The sequence below is a fragment of the Stenotrophomonas maltophilia genome (assembly GCF_023518235.1).
In the GTDB taxonomy this organism is placed as follows: Bacteria; Pseudomonadota; Gammaproteobacteria; order Xanthomonadales; family Xanthomonadaceae; genus Stenotrophomonas.
The window spans coordinates 1,469,833-1,482,970 of record NZ_CP090423.1 but is presented as its reverse complement, the minus strand read 5'-3'; the positions used below and the strand labels follow the sequence as shown (position 1 = coordinate 1,482,970).

Annotated in this window: 17 protein-coding genes; 6 read left to right on the top strand and 11 right to left on the bottom strand. The window is 65.6% G+C overall.

Going from position 1 to position 13,138, the window contains the following annotated elements:
• Nucleotides 1–3: 3 nt before the first annotated feature.
• Nucleotides 4–360, bottom strand: a complete 357-nt coding sequence (locus LZ605_RS06905) for a hypothetical protein (RefSeq protein WP_049452720.1) — start codon at nt 358–360, stop codon at nt 4–6.
• A 551-nt stretch (nt 361–911) separates the two neighbouring features.
• Nucleotides 912–1,829: a LysR family transcriptional regulator gene (locus tag LZ605_RS06900; RefSeq protein WP_249844251.1), complete on the bottom strand. Its 918-nt coding sequence runs from the start codon at nt 1,827–1,829 to the stop codon at nt 912–914.
• A 96-nt stretch (nt 1,830–1,925) separates the two neighbouring features.
• Here LZ605_RS06900 and LZ605_RS06895 point away from each other — a divergent pair, with 96 nt between their 5' ends.
• From LZ605_RS06895 to LZ605_RS06885, 3 genes are all read left to right on the top strand, one after another.
• Nucleotides 1,926–2,765, top strand: a complete 840-nt coding sequence (locus LZ605_RS06895; protein ID WP_249844250.1) for a type 1 glutamine amidotransferase domain-containing protein — start codon at nt 1,926–1,928, stop codon at nt 2,763–2,765.
• A 98-nt stretch (nt 2,766–2,863) separates the two neighbouring features.
• Nucleotides 2,864–3,601 carry a hypothetical protein gene (locus LZ605_RS06890; protein ID WP_249844249.1) on the top strand — a complete coding sequence of 246 codons (738 nt, stop codon included), beginning with the start codon at nt 2,864–2,866 and terminating at the stop codon, nt 3,599–3,601.
• A gap of 79 nt (nt 3,602–3,680) precedes the next feature.
• A complete protein-coding gene (locus LZ605_RS06885; protein WP_249844248.1) occupies nt 3,681–4,160 on the top strand; it encodes a hypothetical protein in 480 nt (159 codons plus the stop codon).
• Nucleotides 4,161–4,287: 127 nt separating this feature from the next.
• On the opposite strand, the gene LZ605_RS06880 is transcribed toward LZ605_RS06885, so the two are convergent.
• Nucleotides 4,288–5,664: a hypothetical protein gene (locus tag LZ605_RS06880; RefSeq protein WP_249844247.1), complete on the bottom strand. Its 1,377-nt coding sequence runs from the start codon at nt 5,662–5,664 to the stop codon at nt 4,288–4,290.
• Between the two features lie 127 nt (nt 5,665–5,791).
• Here LZ605_RS06880 and LZ605_RS06875 point away from each other — a divergent pair, with 127 nt between their 5' ends.
• Entirely contained in the window at nt 5,792–6,574 is a 783-nt protein-coding gene (locus tag LZ605_RS06875) for a 3-hydroxybutyrate dehydrogenase (RefSeq protein WP_249844246.1), read from the top strand.
• Here LZ605_RS06875 and LZ605_RS06870 read toward each other — a convergent pair.
• The 7 genes from LZ605_RS06870 to LZ605_RS06840 form a co-directional block, all read right to left on the bottom strand.
• The gene (locus tag LZ605_RS06870) at nt 6,571–7,335 is read right to left on the bottom strand and encodes a COG4705 family protein (protein WP_249844245.1); all 765 of its coding nucleotides are present in this window, start codon (nt 7,333–7,335) and stop codon (nt 6,571–6,573) included. The two genes, LZ605_RS06875 and LZ605_RS06870, sit on opposite strands and share 4 nt — an antisense overlap.
• Nucleotides 7,336–7,432: 97 nt before the next feature.
• Nucleotides 7,433–7,810, bottom strand: coding sequence for a DUF4180 domain-containing protein (locus tag LZ605_RS06865; RefSeq protein ID WP_249844244.1), 378 nt, complete (start codon nt 7,808–7,810; stop codon nt 7,433–7,435).
• The gene (locus LZ605_RS06860; protein ID WP_249844243.1) at nt 7,803–8,669 is read right to left on the bottom strand and encodes an alpha/beta fold hydrolase; all 867 of its coding nucleotides are present in this window, start codon (nt 8,667–8,669) and stop codon (nt 7,803–7,805) included. The genes LZ605_RS06865 and LZ605_RS06860 overlap by 8 nt, the downstream gene beginning before the upstream one ends.
• Nucleotides 8,666–9,085, bottom strand: a complete 420-nt coding sequence (locus tag LZ605_RS06855) for a helix-turn-helix domain-containing protein (RefSeq protein WP_249844242.1) — start codon at nt 9,083–9,085, stop codon at nt 8,666–8,668. Before LZ605_RS06855 ends, LZ605_RS06860 begins: the two co-directional genes overlap by 4 nt.
• A 141-nt stretch (nt 9,086–9,226) precedes the next feature.
• Complete coding sequence (locus LZ605_RS06850) at nt 9,227–9,685, bottom strand: SRPBCC family protein (protein WP_249844241.1); 459 nt, start codon at nt 9,683–9,685, stop codon at nt 9,227–9,229.
• A gap of 2 nt (nt 9,686–9,687) precedes the next feature.
• Entirely contained in the window at nt 9,688–10,002 is a 315-nt protein-coding gene (locus LZ605_RS06845; protein ID WP_010484635.1) for an ArsR/SmtB family transcription factor, read from the bottom strand.
• An 11-nt stretch (nt 10,003–10,013) separates the two neighbouring features.
• Nucleotides 10,014–10,469: an SRPBCC family protein gene (locus tag LZ605_RS06840; RefSeq protein ID WP_249844240.1), complete on the bottom strand. Its 456-nt coding sequence runs from the start codon at nt 10,467–10,469 to the stop codon at nt 10,014–10,016.
• A gap of 235 nt (nt 10,470–10,704) precedes the next feature.
• Here LZ605_RS06840 and LZ605_RS06835 point away from each other — a divergent pair, with 235 nt between their 5' ends.
• Together LZ605_RS06835 and LZ605_RS06830 are read left to right on the top strand one after the other, a co-directional pair.
• Nucleotides 10,705–11,292 (top strand): TetR/AcrR family transcriptional regulator, encoded by a 588-nt coding sequence (locus tag LZ605_RS06835; RefSeq protein WP_249844239.1) that lies wholly within the window; start codon nt 10,705–10,707, stop codon nt 11,290–11,292.
• A 92-nt stretch (nt 11,293–11,384) separates the two neighbouring features.
• A complete protein-coding gene (locus tag LZ605_RS06830; RefSeq protein ID WP_306803903.1) occupies nt 11,385–11,879 on the top strand; it encodes a hypothetical protein in 495 nt (164 codons plus the stop codon).
• A 36-nt stretch (nt 11,880–11,915) separates the two neighbouring features.
• Here the strand turns inward: LZ605_RS06830 and ftrA are convergent, their stop codons facing one another.
• On the bottom strand, nt 11,916–12,917 hold the full coding sequence (ftrA, locus tag LZ605_RS06825; protein ID WP_249844237.1) for a transcriptional regulator FtrA: 1,002 nt from the start codon (nt 12,915–12,917) through the stop codon (nt 11,916–11,918).
• Nucleotides 12,918–13,138: the final 221 nt, after the last annotated feature.

Genomic DNA, 13,138 nt, shown 5'->3' with positions numbered 1-13,138 from the left:
ATATCACTCCGGCCTGACCTCCCGACAAGCCCACTCAACCAACCCACGGCAAGCCAGAAACAACCCATCAACCACCCCCTCATCAAGATGCCGCTCCGGGTCCGCTGCCACCCGGCAGCGGTCTGCCGCGTGCAGCAGCTCCAGCACAGTCAGCGCCCCGACCATCGCGCGCTCACTCCTGGCCAGACTCACGCGGCGGCCGGGCGACACATCGGTTTCCGGCCACGGGTGCCCATCTGCCCCTTCGCAGCCGCGCATGCGCTTGAGGATGCCCAAGAGGTAGTTCAAGTCGGGCAGGGAGGCGTCGTCGTTGATGGGTTCAACAACGGTGTACGAGGAGAAGGTGTCGGATTCGTTCATGGCGTCGGCTTCCGTGGCTGTGCTTAACAGCGCCACCGTGAAGAGGTGGCGGACGATGCATGGCTGCAAACCGGGATGATGTAGCGTCATAGAACCGGTGGATCCGAAGATCCCCACGCACCGCCCGCCAGAAAGGCCGACGGATTGCCCGCCGGCACCGGTTAAGGACGGTGCCGACGGGCAAGCGCAAACTACAGACGCGTACATCAATGCGGGTTTGCAGACCCGGCCACCCCTTGTCGGTGGCGCGCCATGTTGTTTATGCGCTCGCTCCGAATGCCAATAGAAATTCGCGAAGGAATCGCGGAATTCGAGAGCGAAGAACTATTGTGGCACGCACCATGCGTGCAGCACGCGACACCGCCAGACGCATTCGCGCAGCTGCTCTGTTGATTGCGATTCTGAATGACGCAATCGCCCGCGCCATAAGCGAATAGCGCGACGGCCTTCTTTGCAACAGTTCTTAGTCCGCCTCGCCAAGCAACGGCGTCGAATCAGCCGCAGACCCCGAAAAGCGGTTCAAACCCGACACCGTTAACAAGCCCCCGGCTTCAACCGGCGCCACTCTCACCCGCATTCCCCACCAGCAACTCAATCATTGCCCGCGCCGCCGCCGACTGCCGCCGATGCGGCGCATAGATCACCGAGAACGGCCGCGACCGTCCCCGCAGCTGCGGCAACACTTCCACCAGTTCCCCACGCATCAACCGCTCGCGCACGATGAACGCATAGCTCTGGCAGATGCCGATGCCCTGTTCGGCCAGTGACACCACGCCCAGCACATCGTCGGAGGTCTCGATGGACGAACGCGGCAGCCAGTCCACGTCGCGCCCGCCGTCGCGGAAGATCCACGGGGCAAGTCGCCCGGTGCGCGGCATCACGAAGGGCAGGCACAGGTGCTGCTGCAGATCCTCCAGCGTCTGCGGCGTGCCCCGACGCTGCAGGTACTCCGGCGAAGCCACCAGCACCAAAGGCGCATCCTCCAGCTTCCGCCCCACCAGCCCGCTGTCCGGCAGCTGCCCCAATCGGATGGCCAGGTCGAAGCCTTCGGCCACCAGGTCCACGTTGCGGTTGGTGATGTTCAGTTCCACCTGCACCTGCGGGTACTGCTGCGCAAAGCGCGCCAGCACGGGCGGCAGCCGGTAGTGGCCATAGGTGGTGGGCACGCTCAGGCGCACGCGGCCGGCCAGCGCACCGTCCTGGGCCAGCACGTCGCGCTCGGCGTCGTCCAGCAGGCTGAAGGCGGTGCGCACCTGTTCCAGATAGAGCCGCCCGGCGTCGGTCAGGCCCACGCGGCGGGTGGTCCGCTGCAGCAGCTGTCGGCCCAGCCGCGCTTCCAGGCGGGTGACCGCGCGGCTCAGCACCGAGGGCGTGGTGGACAGCGCCACCGCGCCAGCGGTGAACGAGCCGTGCTCGACCACTGCCAGGAACACCTCCACATCGCCCAGGTAGTCGAACTTGCGGCTCATTTGGCTCTCCGGCGAACAAATGTTTTGCGAGGGGGCCAATTTATCGCCGCTGGGGCGATGAATAAAGTGGCGGCCATTCCCCGATAGGAGCTCCCCATGAACCTGATGACCCGACTGGCCGCAGCGCTGGCCCTGACCCTGGCCGCCAGCGGCGCGCAGGCCGCTAACGTGCTGGTGGTGCTGTCCGACGAAGACCACCTGGACCTGAAGGACGGCAAGGTGCTGTCCACCGGCTTCTATCTCAACGAGCTGATGCAGCCGGTCAAGCTGCTGCTGGACGCGGGCCACGAGGTGACCTTCGCCACGCCGCAGGGGCGGGCACCGACGGTGGATGCGTCCTCGGTGACGCCGGCGTACTTCGGCAACGATGCCGCGCAGCTGACGCTGCACAAGGACCTGCTGGAGAAACTGGCGCTGACCTCGCCGACGGCCTCGCCGGTGGTCAGCTTGGCGCGCATCGAGCAGCAGGGCTACGCGCGTTTCGATGCGGTCTACATTCCCGGTGGCCACGCGCCGATGCAGGACCTGCTGAAGAGCCCGGCGCTGGGCCGGCTGCTGGCTGACTTCCACCAGCGCAACAAGACCACCGCGCTGGTCTGCCACGGGCCGATCGCGCTGCTGTCCACGCTGCCGGATGCGGCGGGTTTCGTGGCGAAGCTGGAAGCGGGTGCGACGCCGGCCATGCCGAAGTGGATCTACAGCGGCTACCAGATGACGGTGATCAGCAACCAGGAAGAAGAGCAGGCCAAGCCGCTGCTGGGCGGCGGTGAGATGAAGTTCTACCCGCAGACGGCGTTGCAGCGGGCGGGTGCGAAGTTCAGTAGCAACGCCACGCCGTGGACGGGGCATGTGGTGGTGGATCGTGAGCTGATTACCGGGCAGAACCCGGCGTCGGCGCTGGAGGTGGGGCAGCGGTTGGTGGAGCGGTTGAAGTAAGGCAGGCTCTGCATCGCATGCAGTGCCGTGGCACCATGGCGGACTGGCCTCGACCTTATGGGCGGGGCCGGTTTTCCAGGGAAGCCCTTCACTACGACATGCGAACGTCCATCTTCTTCATTCTCTCCGCACTGTGCCTTGGCCTGCTGTCTGGTTGCGCCAGTGGTCCGGACTACCACCATTCCAATCGCGAGATCACCGGCGCGTTCGTGGCCGACGACGGCAAGCTGTACCTGTTGCCGGTCTATGACGAACCGATGCGCTTCGACGCCGCGCCGTTCCGTGATTACCGCGCCCTGATGGACAGCCCGCTGCGCGAGGCTGTGGTCTGCGCGCAGCTGTACTTCCGTGAGGACTGGCGCGTGCCGGCCGACAGGACCAAGGTGCATGGCAGCTACGCGCTGCTGCTGCGGCCGGAGCAGGTGACACCGGAGCAGGCGGCGCAGTTCAAGCTGGAGCGGTTGGAGATCAGCCCGCGGGTGGCCAAGGCCATCGCTGCGTTGACGCGCCAGCCGTACATCCTTGAAGCCCGGAGCCGCTACGAGCTGGCGGCCAACCCGGACTGCAATCTTTCCAGGCAGGGCGGCAGCTACTACAGCGCGCTGTTCGAGAGTGATGGCGAGCGGGTGAAACTGCCTGACGCTGCTTCGTTGGCCGCGAAGGCGAAGCTGGCGCAGCCGATTACCGCGCGGGCTGAGCGGATCCGGCCGGACGATACGGACAAGCCGGGTGCTGGGACGGCGGCAGGCAAAGTGCTGGGCGCGGCGTTGGCGCCTGTGGCGGTTCCGGTGTTTGTGTTGAGCCTGCCGTTCCTGGGGCCGGATCATTGGAAGTGAAAGGGCGTTGAGGGAGAGTCATCCACGCATGGCGTGGATCTACTCGGGCATCGCCTGAAAGTTCATCCTGGAGATCTGTGTGCCAAGCACGCTGGAAACTGTTTTGAAGACCGTAGGTTTCATTGTCCTTGCCGCACTTCCGTTGGTGATCCTCTGGTTTACCCTTCGGCGAATGTCGGCAACTGCTCGCTCGTCCGTGAAATCGGGGCTGCGTTTGGATCCTCCTCGCCGGATCTCCGGTACATCCATGACCTTGGTGATGGTGGATGGCAAAGAGGATCGCGAGCACTATTTCTTTGATACAGAATCCTTCTACCTGCGGCGGGGCCCGGTACCCACGGCGGTTCCGCTTTCGCAGATCACCTCAGTCACGCGAACGTCCGACAGGATCTACGGACGCTATGTCTGGCAGGTGTGCTTCAGCAAAGCTTCGGGCAGAAAGTGCGTGACGTTTACCAACAACCTGACCCTGTTAAACCGCGATTTCCTGCTGTTCCTGGAGGCGGTACGGAAGGCCAATCGGCTCGCGACCGTTGAGCGAGCGGGTCTGTTCTTCTGATTGTGCGGCGATATCAGCGGCGCTGATTGGCAAATAGAGGGGCTAGGAGGGCGGGTTGCCTTGGACACAGTGCTGGATGATTCAGATATGCGGATGTTGAGGCAGTGAATCCACGCATGGCGTGGATCTACTGGCATCTCTGCCTGCCGTCAGCCACACAGCTTGCCCGCCAATGCTCCAAGGCCTTGGCATCGATGCCAGCCTTCAGTGCGACGGCCTGCAGCTCCGCCCAGCTCTTCGGCGAAGGCGCAGCCAGCAGCCCGCGCATGAAGGCCTGCATCTTCGCCTCACCCACCTGCTTTTCCAGCGAGAGCAGCAGCAACGGGCCATAGACGTAGCGATACATCTCACCCAGGTCCGCGCTGCCGTCGACGGCATCGAATGGCGGCAGCGGCGTGCTCTGCTTGTCGACGGCCGCCTGTAACCCGGCGATATAGCGGTCGGCCGCCGCATCGCCACTGATCTCGCGCAGGGCTTTGATCGACAGGAACTCGGCGCTGGATTCCAGCAGCACCCAGAAGTAGGGGCCCTGCGGACGGTTCAGCGTACCGAAGTAGTAGTGGCCCATTTCGTGCGCGATGTACTGCACGCGGCGGTCGGCGTTCTCGCCACCGGCCAGCAGTGAATCGGCCACGTTGCCGATGCTGCCGCTCATGGCGATGGTCGGCCAGGTAGCAAAGCCCCATTCGCTGCCTTCGCGGTCGCGCTCGATCTGGTTGAGCGTGACCATGCGCAGGAAAGTGGGGCGGTCGGCCAGCGGCACGCCCATGTAGCGGCTGTGCACGTCGGCCACTTTCTGCACCGTATTGGACAGTGCATCGACCTTGGCGGCGGGCAGGGTCTCACTGAGGATGGTGACCTGCGCGGTGCGGGTGATCGGGCCGCTGCCGCCGAACAGCAGGATGGGCCGCGCGTTGTCGCTGCGGAATCGCCCCTGCGCGCCTTCGATGGCCGGGCTGCCGTTGAGATACAGGAAGCGGCAGCCGGCGCAATCCACCTGCAGGTCGTAGCGGCTTTGGTTGCTGCGCACGCGGGCCTTGGGATCGAACGCCTGCGGCAGCCACGCGGACTGCTCGGTGAAGCGCGCGCTGTCGCCGTTGAAGGCCATCATGCCTTTGAAGTCGCCCAGGGCATCGTGCTTCGGGTACAGCGGGAACGCGCCGACGTACTGCACGCAGATCTTGGTGGTGGGTTCGGCCAGGGTGTAGACGCGCGCTTCGCCATCCACGCCCGGGTCGTACCAGCCATCGAACCCGACCGGCCTGCCTTCGCCATCGGTGACCCGAGCGACGTTCAGGCCGGCGTTGAGCACGAAGTGGGCTTGGGCGTTGGCGGGGGCATTGGATACGCACACATCGCCCTCTACGCGGCCGGTCGCGATATCCACGCGCACGCTACCGGTGGTGAGCGGTGTGGCTGGCTGCGCGGGCAAGGCGGCCTGGCTGATGGCAGGGGCGAGCAGTGCGGCGACAACGGCGGGCAGCAGGGCCTTGCAGGGGTTCATCGAGCCATCCTTGGGTGGATGGTGGTGACTATAGGGGGAATGTGGATTTATGCCGAGGGGGAGCATCCACGCGTGGCGTGGAGGCACGGGGCTACACTGGTGGCCCATGCCCGATGGAAGCTCACCCATGTTCTCTGGAAAGGTTGCGGTGGTTACCGGTTCCACCAGCGGTATTGGTCTTGGTATTGCCACCGCGCTGGCGCGGCAAGGTGCCGATATCGTGCTGAACGGCTTCGGCGATGCGGCGGAGATCGAACGCATCCGTACCGGACTGGAAGCCGAGTTCGGGGTGCGGGTGGCGCATGACGGCGCGGACCTGTCGCGCGGCGAGGCGGTGCGCGGACTGATCGACCACGCCGTGGCGAAGATGGGCCGCATCGACATCCTGGTGAACAACGCCGGCATCCAGCACATCGCATCGATCGAGGAATTCCCGGTCGAAAAATGGGATGCGATCCTGGCGCTGAACCTGTCGGCGGTGTTCCATGCAACGGCGGCCGCCTTGCCGCACATGAAGCAGCAGGGCGCCGGCCGCATCATCAACATCGCGTCGGTACACGGACTGGTGGGCTCGGTGAACAAGTCCGCCTATGTGGCGGCCAAGCATGGCGTGGTGGGCTTCACCAAGGTGACCGCTCTGGAGAATGCAGGTACGGGCATCACCGCCAACGCCATCTGCCCGGGCTGGGTGCGAACCGCGCTGGTCGAGCAACAGATCACCGCGTTGGCGGAGAAGGACGGCACGGATCAGGAAACCGCCGCCCGCGCGCTGCTGGCCGAAAAGCAGCCTTCGTTGCAGTTCGTGACGCCCGAGCAGCTGGGCGAGATGGTGGTGTTCCTGGCCTCGGACGCCGCGGCGCAGATCACCGGTACGGCGCTGCCGGTGGATGGGGGCTGGACGGCCCGTTAGTGTGCCGGTTGCGTGCGCCGCTGCAGCATCGGCAGTGCCACCAGCGTTACCAGGATGGTGAACAGCACCAGCGACGAGCCGACCGTGCCGAAGCCCAGCCCGCCCTTTTCCAGCGGCTTGGTGAGCAGGTCGCCGAAGGTGGCGCCGAACGGGCGGGTGAGTACAAAGGCGATCCAGAACAGGATGACCCGGTTGATGCCCTTGATGCGGCTGGCCAGCGCGGTGAGCGCGATGAGGCTGCCGATCAGCAGCGCGCCGCCGGTGAAGCCGAGCCCGGAATCGTCGGCGAGGAAATCACCCAGCGCGGTGCCGAGCGTGTTGGAGACCAACACGGCGGTCCAGTAGAAGCCTTCGGCGCGGCGCGATGCGATGTTGCTGACCGAGATCGACTTTTCCGACACCCGCCAGACCAGCAGCACCAGCGCCAGGCAACCGGCCAGCAGGCTGGCACCGGTGGCGTAACCCAGGCCGAGCGTGCGGTCGAGCAGGTCGGACATCGTCGTGCCGGCGGTGCTGGTGGCCAGCACCACCGACCAGAACAGCACCGGGTGGAAGCGCCGTGCCGACAACTGCATGCCCAGCAGGCCGGCGAAGATGGTCAGCAGAATGGCCGAGCTGGCCACGTAACCCAGGTTGAGCGTCATCGACAGCAGGTCGCCGGCGGTCTCGCCGAGGGTGGTGGCGGCGATCTTCATCACCCAGAAGCCGAGGGTGACCGCGGCCACTTTGCTGTGCAGGGAGTCTGCGTCTGAAGCACTCATCGAACGTCGCCTGGGGAGCCTGCCGGTGATGCTGTGGCGGGCGGCGTCGGAGTGCAGTCGGAACCGGGTTCGGTGAGGGTGGGCGTGGGGTTGGCGTTCAGCCCGCGCTGGCGGGGGCCGAAAGGCGAGCCAGCAGGGCATCCCAGTCGGCAACGAAGCAGCCGTTGTGGCCGTGGTTGCACTCAATGATCCACGCGTCCAGCGATTCGCTCTGTGCGCGGTAGTCGCTGACATCGCCCAGCACGGCGAAGTGCAGGCGGTAGTTCACCAGCATCTGCAGCCACTGACCGGCCATGCCGGAGCGCAGCTCGAAGAAGTCTGCCGAAAGGCGCTGCACCGGCACGGCAATCCACTCGGCCTGATGCCCAAGGGCGTCGCCGACCAGATCGCGCAGGCCGTTGGCATCGAGTGCGGGGCCCTGCGGCGCGATGCGCAGGAGGCGGGTGGTGCCGATGTGTTCAATGGAATCATTCATGCTGGAGGTTCTGCAGTTGACGCAGCCGGGCGAGGATGTCTTCGCGCAGGCCGGGGATGTAGTTATAGGTGTCTGCGAGCAGGGTGACGTCCGCCGTCGGGACGAGCCGTTTCATGCGTTCGGCGGCGGCAGGGGTGTCGATGAGGGCATCACGCGCGCCCATGACAAGAGCTACCGGCGGATGCAACGCAGCCAGCCGCTCGTCGCTGATGGGGGGAATGCGCAGCGGACGTGGCCGAACCTCGGTACGGATCAATGCCAACAGGTCGAGCAGCGGCTGCGCACGTGCAGGTGCATGTAGTGGCGCGGGACCCATGACCGCACGGCGAAGGCGCTCGCGTCCCCATCGGCCAAGCAGCAACAGTGGCAGCGCCTTGAGCAGGAATGCACGCTGGCGCCCGATACCCGAGGGGCTGACCAGGACCAGTGCGTTGACCCGGGCAGGCCTTCGCAGCGCGTAGTCCAGTGCCAGGAAGCCGCCGAACGACAGGCCCACGAATGCTGCACTTTCCATGCCGAGTGCGTCGAAGACATCATCAAGCCATTGCGCATGCGCATCGCTGTCCAGCGCAGGTTGCGTGCCTTCGCTGAGGCCCGGTTCGCCAATGATGTCGACGGCATGCACGCGGTAGTGCTCGCTCCAACGTTCGGCATCGAACATCCAGCTGGCGGCATTGCTGAGGGTGCCATGCAACAGCACCAGGGCAGGGCCGTGTTCCGGGCCGCAGCTGACCACAAATGTCGAACCGGCGCGGGTGGCGAGATGCTGCGATTCGTGTGGTACCGGCCAGTCCGAAAGCACCTGGCGGTAGGCGGCAAGTACGTGCTGCGTGGGAATGCCGGGGCGCTGCCGCTTCATGCGCTGCGGTCCTGCAGCAGACGCTGCAGGCTGACCAGCAGCGCCGTGGAACCTGCCAGGCCACCGATCACGATCAGCTTGAGCACATCGTGCTCAGGCGAATAGATCGTCTCCATGCGCAGCGGCTCATCCTCGGCCTCGCGGCCGGTGACGCGCGCATGCAGGGCACGGGCCAGGTCGGCGGCACGTGTCGCACCGCATCCGGGAATGTCCACCACGGTGGTGAGCTGTGGGCGCGCAGCGGAGGGCTCACGCACGGTGCCGGTGAACATGTCGAGGTCTTCAGCGGTGATGCGATAGGACTTGCCGATGCGTGTCGCGCGCAGTTGGCCGTTACGGATATGCCGCAGGACGGTTTTGGGGTGCAGGCTGAGCTGCTGGGCAGCCTGATCGACGGTTAGCAACGCGGGAGACATATCGGAACTCGAGAAGCATGTGCTCCCTATTGTTCCATGAAATACAATTATTGGGAGCGATTTGGTGTTTAGCAGAGGCGGCGACAAGGGGAGGCTCTCCTCCCCCCCTGTGCCGCTCGCGCGGGCCAACCCTCCCGACGACTACGCCGGCTTCGCAAACACATCCAGCCCTTTGCCCGTCTCCAACAAGGACTTCAGGCTCGACAGCACGATCGGCCAGCCCTGGCGGATGCCGGTATCCATGCCGCTGCCGGGTTCCAGCTCGTCGTGGGTAACGGTCAGCCGCACCATGTCCTGGTAGGGCACGATTTCGAAGGTCACCCGGCTGTAGGCATCCGGGTTGTCGGCCTGCGAGGCGGCGGCCCAGGTGATGACCAGACGCGAGGGCGGGGCGCTTTCCACCACTTCGCCGACCAGCTCGACCGAGCGGGTTTCGTTGGCGCGCACATGCTGCCAGCGTGAGCCGGGCTTCCAGTCCGAGACGTTCTCATGGCCCCAGTAGCGGCTGGCGATCTCGGGGCGGGTGATGGCCTCGAACACCTTCTGTGGCGTGGAGGCGATGTAGATCACGTGGATGAAGCGGGTGGTCTCTGCGGACATCGTCATTCTCCTTCCAGTTCTCGTTTCAGGTCATGCAGCAGGCTCAGGCGCTGCTGCTCGAACTTGCGTACCCAGCGCTCGTAGACTTCATGCAGCGGCACCGGGTTGATGAAGTGCAGCTTCTCGCGGCCACGGCGCACGGTGCTGATCAGGTTGGCGTCTTCCAGCAGGCCCAGATGCTGGGTGACCGATTGCCGGGCCATGTCCAGGTGCTCGCAGAGCTGGCCCAGGGTCTGGCCGTTGTCCGCGCAGAGCAGGTCCAGCAGGGTTCTGCGCGTGGGGTCGGCCAGGGCCTTGAACACCTTGTCTGCATTCATGCGGGGCGTCTTCAGTTCCAGTTGTCGATCCTGATGTCGTGCGGGTTGGGCTGGCCCTTGCCGGTTTCCAGCAGGGCCTTGAGGCTCAACAGGAACACCGCCCACTTGGTGCTGCAGTGGGAGGTGAACTCGACGCGTTCCTTCCAGCCTTCGTGGGTGAACAGCACGATGCAGTAGTCGCCTTCCTGTTTCAGCACGAAGCGCGCATGCGTGCCGATCCATTCGGCGGGGCCGGCCAGGAACTGCCAGAGCACGAGTTCGTCAGGAACCAGTTGTTCCAGCTTCATCTGCATGGCGCCGATTTCCTGGCCGTTGTTGGTGAAACGGACCTTGACCGTGCCGCCGACGTTACGGTCGCCGTGGGTGTCTTCTGCCCACCAGGCGGCGACGCCTTCGGGGGTGGCCAATGCCTGATACACCTGGATTGCGGGGGCCTTGATGCCGACCCGATGTGCGATATCCACCATTGCAGGTTCCTCGCGATGGGCGGGCAGGTGCCGTCCTTGGGGGTGACTATATGCAGGTAAATGCCTACATGTCAAACTCCGCTACGAACCCCCGGGCGTGGTAGTGTCGGCCGCTGGCCGGCTTCCCGGTGGCCTTGGGTGCGTGCAGTTGCCGGCCAGCGGCCGGCACTACCAGATGCTGCCCACCCGGCAGCGGGGAGTTGACAGGGGGTCAACCTACTAGTAGGTTGGCAGCATGAAAGAGTCGCTCTCGCCCAAGGCCCAGGAGATCCTGGCCCACGCCCGTTCGCTGTTGGAGGCCGGTGGCTACAACGGTTTCAGCTACGCCGACGTGTCGGCGCGGGTGAACATCAGCAAGGCCAGCATCCACCACCACTTCCCCAGCAAGGCGGACCTGGTGCGCACGGTGGTGGTGCTGTACCGGGCCGAGGCGCGTGAGGGACTGGCGCTGCTGGATCGGCAGCTGGACGATCCGCTGCGCGAACTCCAGGCCTATGTGGACTACTGGTCCAGCTGCATTGCCGGTGGCACCTCGTCGTTCTGCATCTGCGCGATGCTGGCGGCCGAGGCGCCGATGATTCCGCCGGAAATCGCCGAGGAAGTGCGCGGGCATTTCGAGGACCTGAGCGGCTGGCTGGCGCTCACCCTGGAAAAGGGCGCGGCGGCCGGCCAGCTGCGGTTGCAGGGTTCGGCGGCCGATGAGGCCAAGGCGTTCATGTCCGCGGTCCACGGGGCGATGCTGGCTGCGCGGGGGCTGGGCGATGCGGCGACGTTCGCGGCATTGGCGCGGTTGGCGATCGCGCGGGTGGCCGTGGCTGCCTGAGCGGTGATGTGTGGGGCCTGCCCGAGCGCAGGCCTTTTCTTTGTCCTTTAGATCTACCTACTAGTAGGTTTAATTATCCAATGGAGATCTCCATGTCGCACCCACTTTCGACCCTCGGCGTTGTGCATACCGCCGTCAGCTTGGTTCCAGTGCTCGCCGGGGCGTATGGCTTCATCCGCCATCGCGCGATCGATCCTGCCACGCGCTCAGGCAAGCTCTACCTGTGGGGCCTGCTGTTGTCGGTGGCCACATCGTTCACGGTCTCCAGTACGGGCGGGTTGAACCCCGGCCATGCGTTCGGGGTGATCGTGCTGCTGGTGGCGTTCGGCGGTGTGGTACTGGCACGGCTGCGCTGGCTTGGGCGTGCGGCGCGCTATCTGTCCACATTCGCGCTGTCTTTCAGCTTCCTGCTGTCGCTGGTGCCGGGCGTGAATGAAACGCTGACGCGGCTGCCGGTGGGCCATCCTGTTGCTGCTGCGCCGCTGGCGCCGGTGATCCAGCAGACGCTGCTCGGGTGCTTGGCCGTGTTCGTGATTGGGTTTGCCGCGCAGTGCTGGCGGATTCATCGACGCGTCCCCCGTTCCTGATCGCTGCCGGCCGGCGGCCGGCACTACCGCAGGAATTCAGCAGCCGACCAGGCGGTCGGCACCGATGCCATTGCGATGCTGGCTGCGGTATTCGGTTGGGCTGGCCTCGGCCTGGCTGCGGAAATGGCGGCGGAACGATTCCTGCGAACCGAAGCCGGCCTGCTCGGCGATCCACTGCAGCGGACGGTCGGTGGTTTCCAGCAGTTCGCGGGCGTAGGCCACGCGCTCGCGGATCAGCCAATCGATGGGCGACAGGCCGGTGGCTTCCAGAAACTGCCGCTGTAACGTGCGCTGGCTCAAGGCCGCCTGCTCGGCGAGGCTGCCCAGCGAGTGCGGTTCACGCAGGTTGCGGCGCATCCACTCCATCAGCTTCGCCAACCGCGTGGGCTCGCCATTGGGGATGGCCCGGCTGACGCGTTGGCTGCGGCCGGCATCACGCCACGGTGCCAGCACCAGCCGTTCGGCCACCAGATTGGCCACGCGCGCGCCGTAATCCTTGCGCACCATGTGCAGCATCATGTCCATGCCGGTGGCCGAGCCGGCCGAGGTGATGATGCTGCCGGAATCCACATACAGCACATCCTCGCGCACATCGATGCGCGGGAACGCATGCGCCAGCGCTTCGGTGAGGCGCCAGTGGGTGGTGGCCTGGCGGCCATCGAGCAGGCCGGCCCAGGCCAGCACGAAGGCACCGGAGCAGATTGAAGCAATGCGCGCGCCACGTGCGTGGGCGCGGATGAGGGCATCGAGCAGCGCCTGCGGCGGACGCTCGCTGGGTTCGCGCCAGCCGGGGATGACGATGATGTCGGCGTCTTCGAGGGCATCGAGCGCGTAGGGCAGTTGTACCTGCGTGCCGCCGAGCATGCGCAATGCGCCGGGCTCGCCTGCGCAGAGCTGGGTGCGGTACCAGGCCACGCCAAGTTCCGGCCGCACGGGCGCGAACAGGCCGACCGCACAGCCGAACTCGAACAGCCCCTGGCCGTGGCAGGCGACGATGGCGACGAGCGGCGCGGCGGGATCGGCGGATGGGCTGGTCATGGATTGATGCTACGGGCGGCGGTGCACCGCGCGCAGTGGTGTACGGGCATGAGGTGATGCCGGTGAAGCATGTGCGGCCCCGGGGGCGGATCCCTTCCTGTAGAGCCGAGCCCACGCTCGGCTCAAAAATGGCAGGAGTGGATGCATCTGACGCCGTCGCGAAGAGCAGCCGAGCGTGGGCTCGGCTCTACAGACAGCAGTGCACCGGCGCGGGCTGCCTA

Excerpts from the sequence above, each read along its gene's own strand:
- LZ605_RS06865 (WP_249844244.1), bottom strand. The coding sequence starts at position 7,810 with ATGAATGATTCCATTGAACACATCGGCACCACCCGCCTCCTGCGCATC.
- LZ605_RS06855 (WP_249844242.1), bottom strand. The coding sequence starts at position 9,085 with ATGTCTCCCGCGTTGCTAACCGTCGATCAGGCTGCCCAGCAGCTCAGC.
- LZ605_RS06850 (WP_249844241.1), bottom strand. The coding sequence starts at position 9,685 with ATGTCCGCAGAGACCACCCGCTTCATCCACGTGATCTACATCGCCTCC.
- LZ605_RS06845 (WP_010484635.1), bottom strand. The coding sequence starts at position 10,002 with ATGAATGCAGACAAGGTGTTCAAGGCCCTGGCCGACCCCACGCGCAGA.
- LZ605_RS06830 (WP_306803903.1), top strand. The coding sequence starts at position 11,385 with ATGTCGCACCCACTTTCGACCCTCGGCGTTGTGCATACCGCCGTCAGC.
- LZ605_RS06895 (WP_249844250.1), top strand. The coding sequence starts at position 1,926 with ATGAACCTGATGACCCGACTGGCCGCAGCGCTGGCCCTGACCCTGGCC.
- LZ605_RS06890 (WP_249844249.1), top strand. The coding sequence starts at position 2,864 with ATGCGAACGTCCATCTTCTTCATTCTCTCCGCACTGTGCCTTGGCCTG.
- LZ605_RS06870 (WP_249844245.1), bottom strand. The coding sequence starts at position 7,335 with ATGAGTGCTTCAGACGCAGACTCCCTGCACAGCAAAGTGGCCGCGGTC.
- LZ605_RS06860 (WP_249844243.1), bottom strand. The coding sequence starts at position 8,669 with ATGAAGCGGCAGCGCCCCGGCATTCCCACGCAGCACGTACTTGCCGCC.
- LZ605_RS06840 (WP_249844240.1), bottom strand. The coding sequence starts at position 10,469 with ATGGTGGATATCGCACATCGGGTCGGCATCAAGGCCCCCGCAATCCAG.
- LZ605_RS06905 (WP_049452720.1), bottom strand. The coding sequence starts at position 360 with ATGAACGAATCCGACACCTTCTCCTCGTACACCGTTGTTGAACCCATC.
- LZ605_RS06875 (WP_249844246.1), top strand. The coding sequence starts at position 5,792 with ATGTTCTCTGGAAAGGTTGCGGTGGTTACCGGTTCCACCAGCGGTATT.
- LZ605_RS06880 (WP_249844247.1), bottom strand. The coding sequence starts at position 5,664 with ATGAACCCCTGCAAGGCCCTGCTGCCCGCCGTTGTCGCCGCACTGCTC.
- ftrA (WP_249844237.1), bottom strand. The coding sequence starts at position 12,917 with ATGACCAGCCCATCCGCCGATCCCGCCGCGCCGCTCGTCGCCATCGTC.
- LZ605_RS06900 (WP_249844251.1), bottom strand. The coding sequence starts at position 1,829 with ATGAGCCGCAAGTTCGACTACCTGGGCGATGTGGAGGTGTTCCTGGCA.
- LZ605_RS06835 (WP_249844239.1), top strand. The coding sequence starts at position 10,705 with ATGAAAGAGTCGCTCTCGCCCAAGGCCCAGGAGATCCTGGCCCACGCC.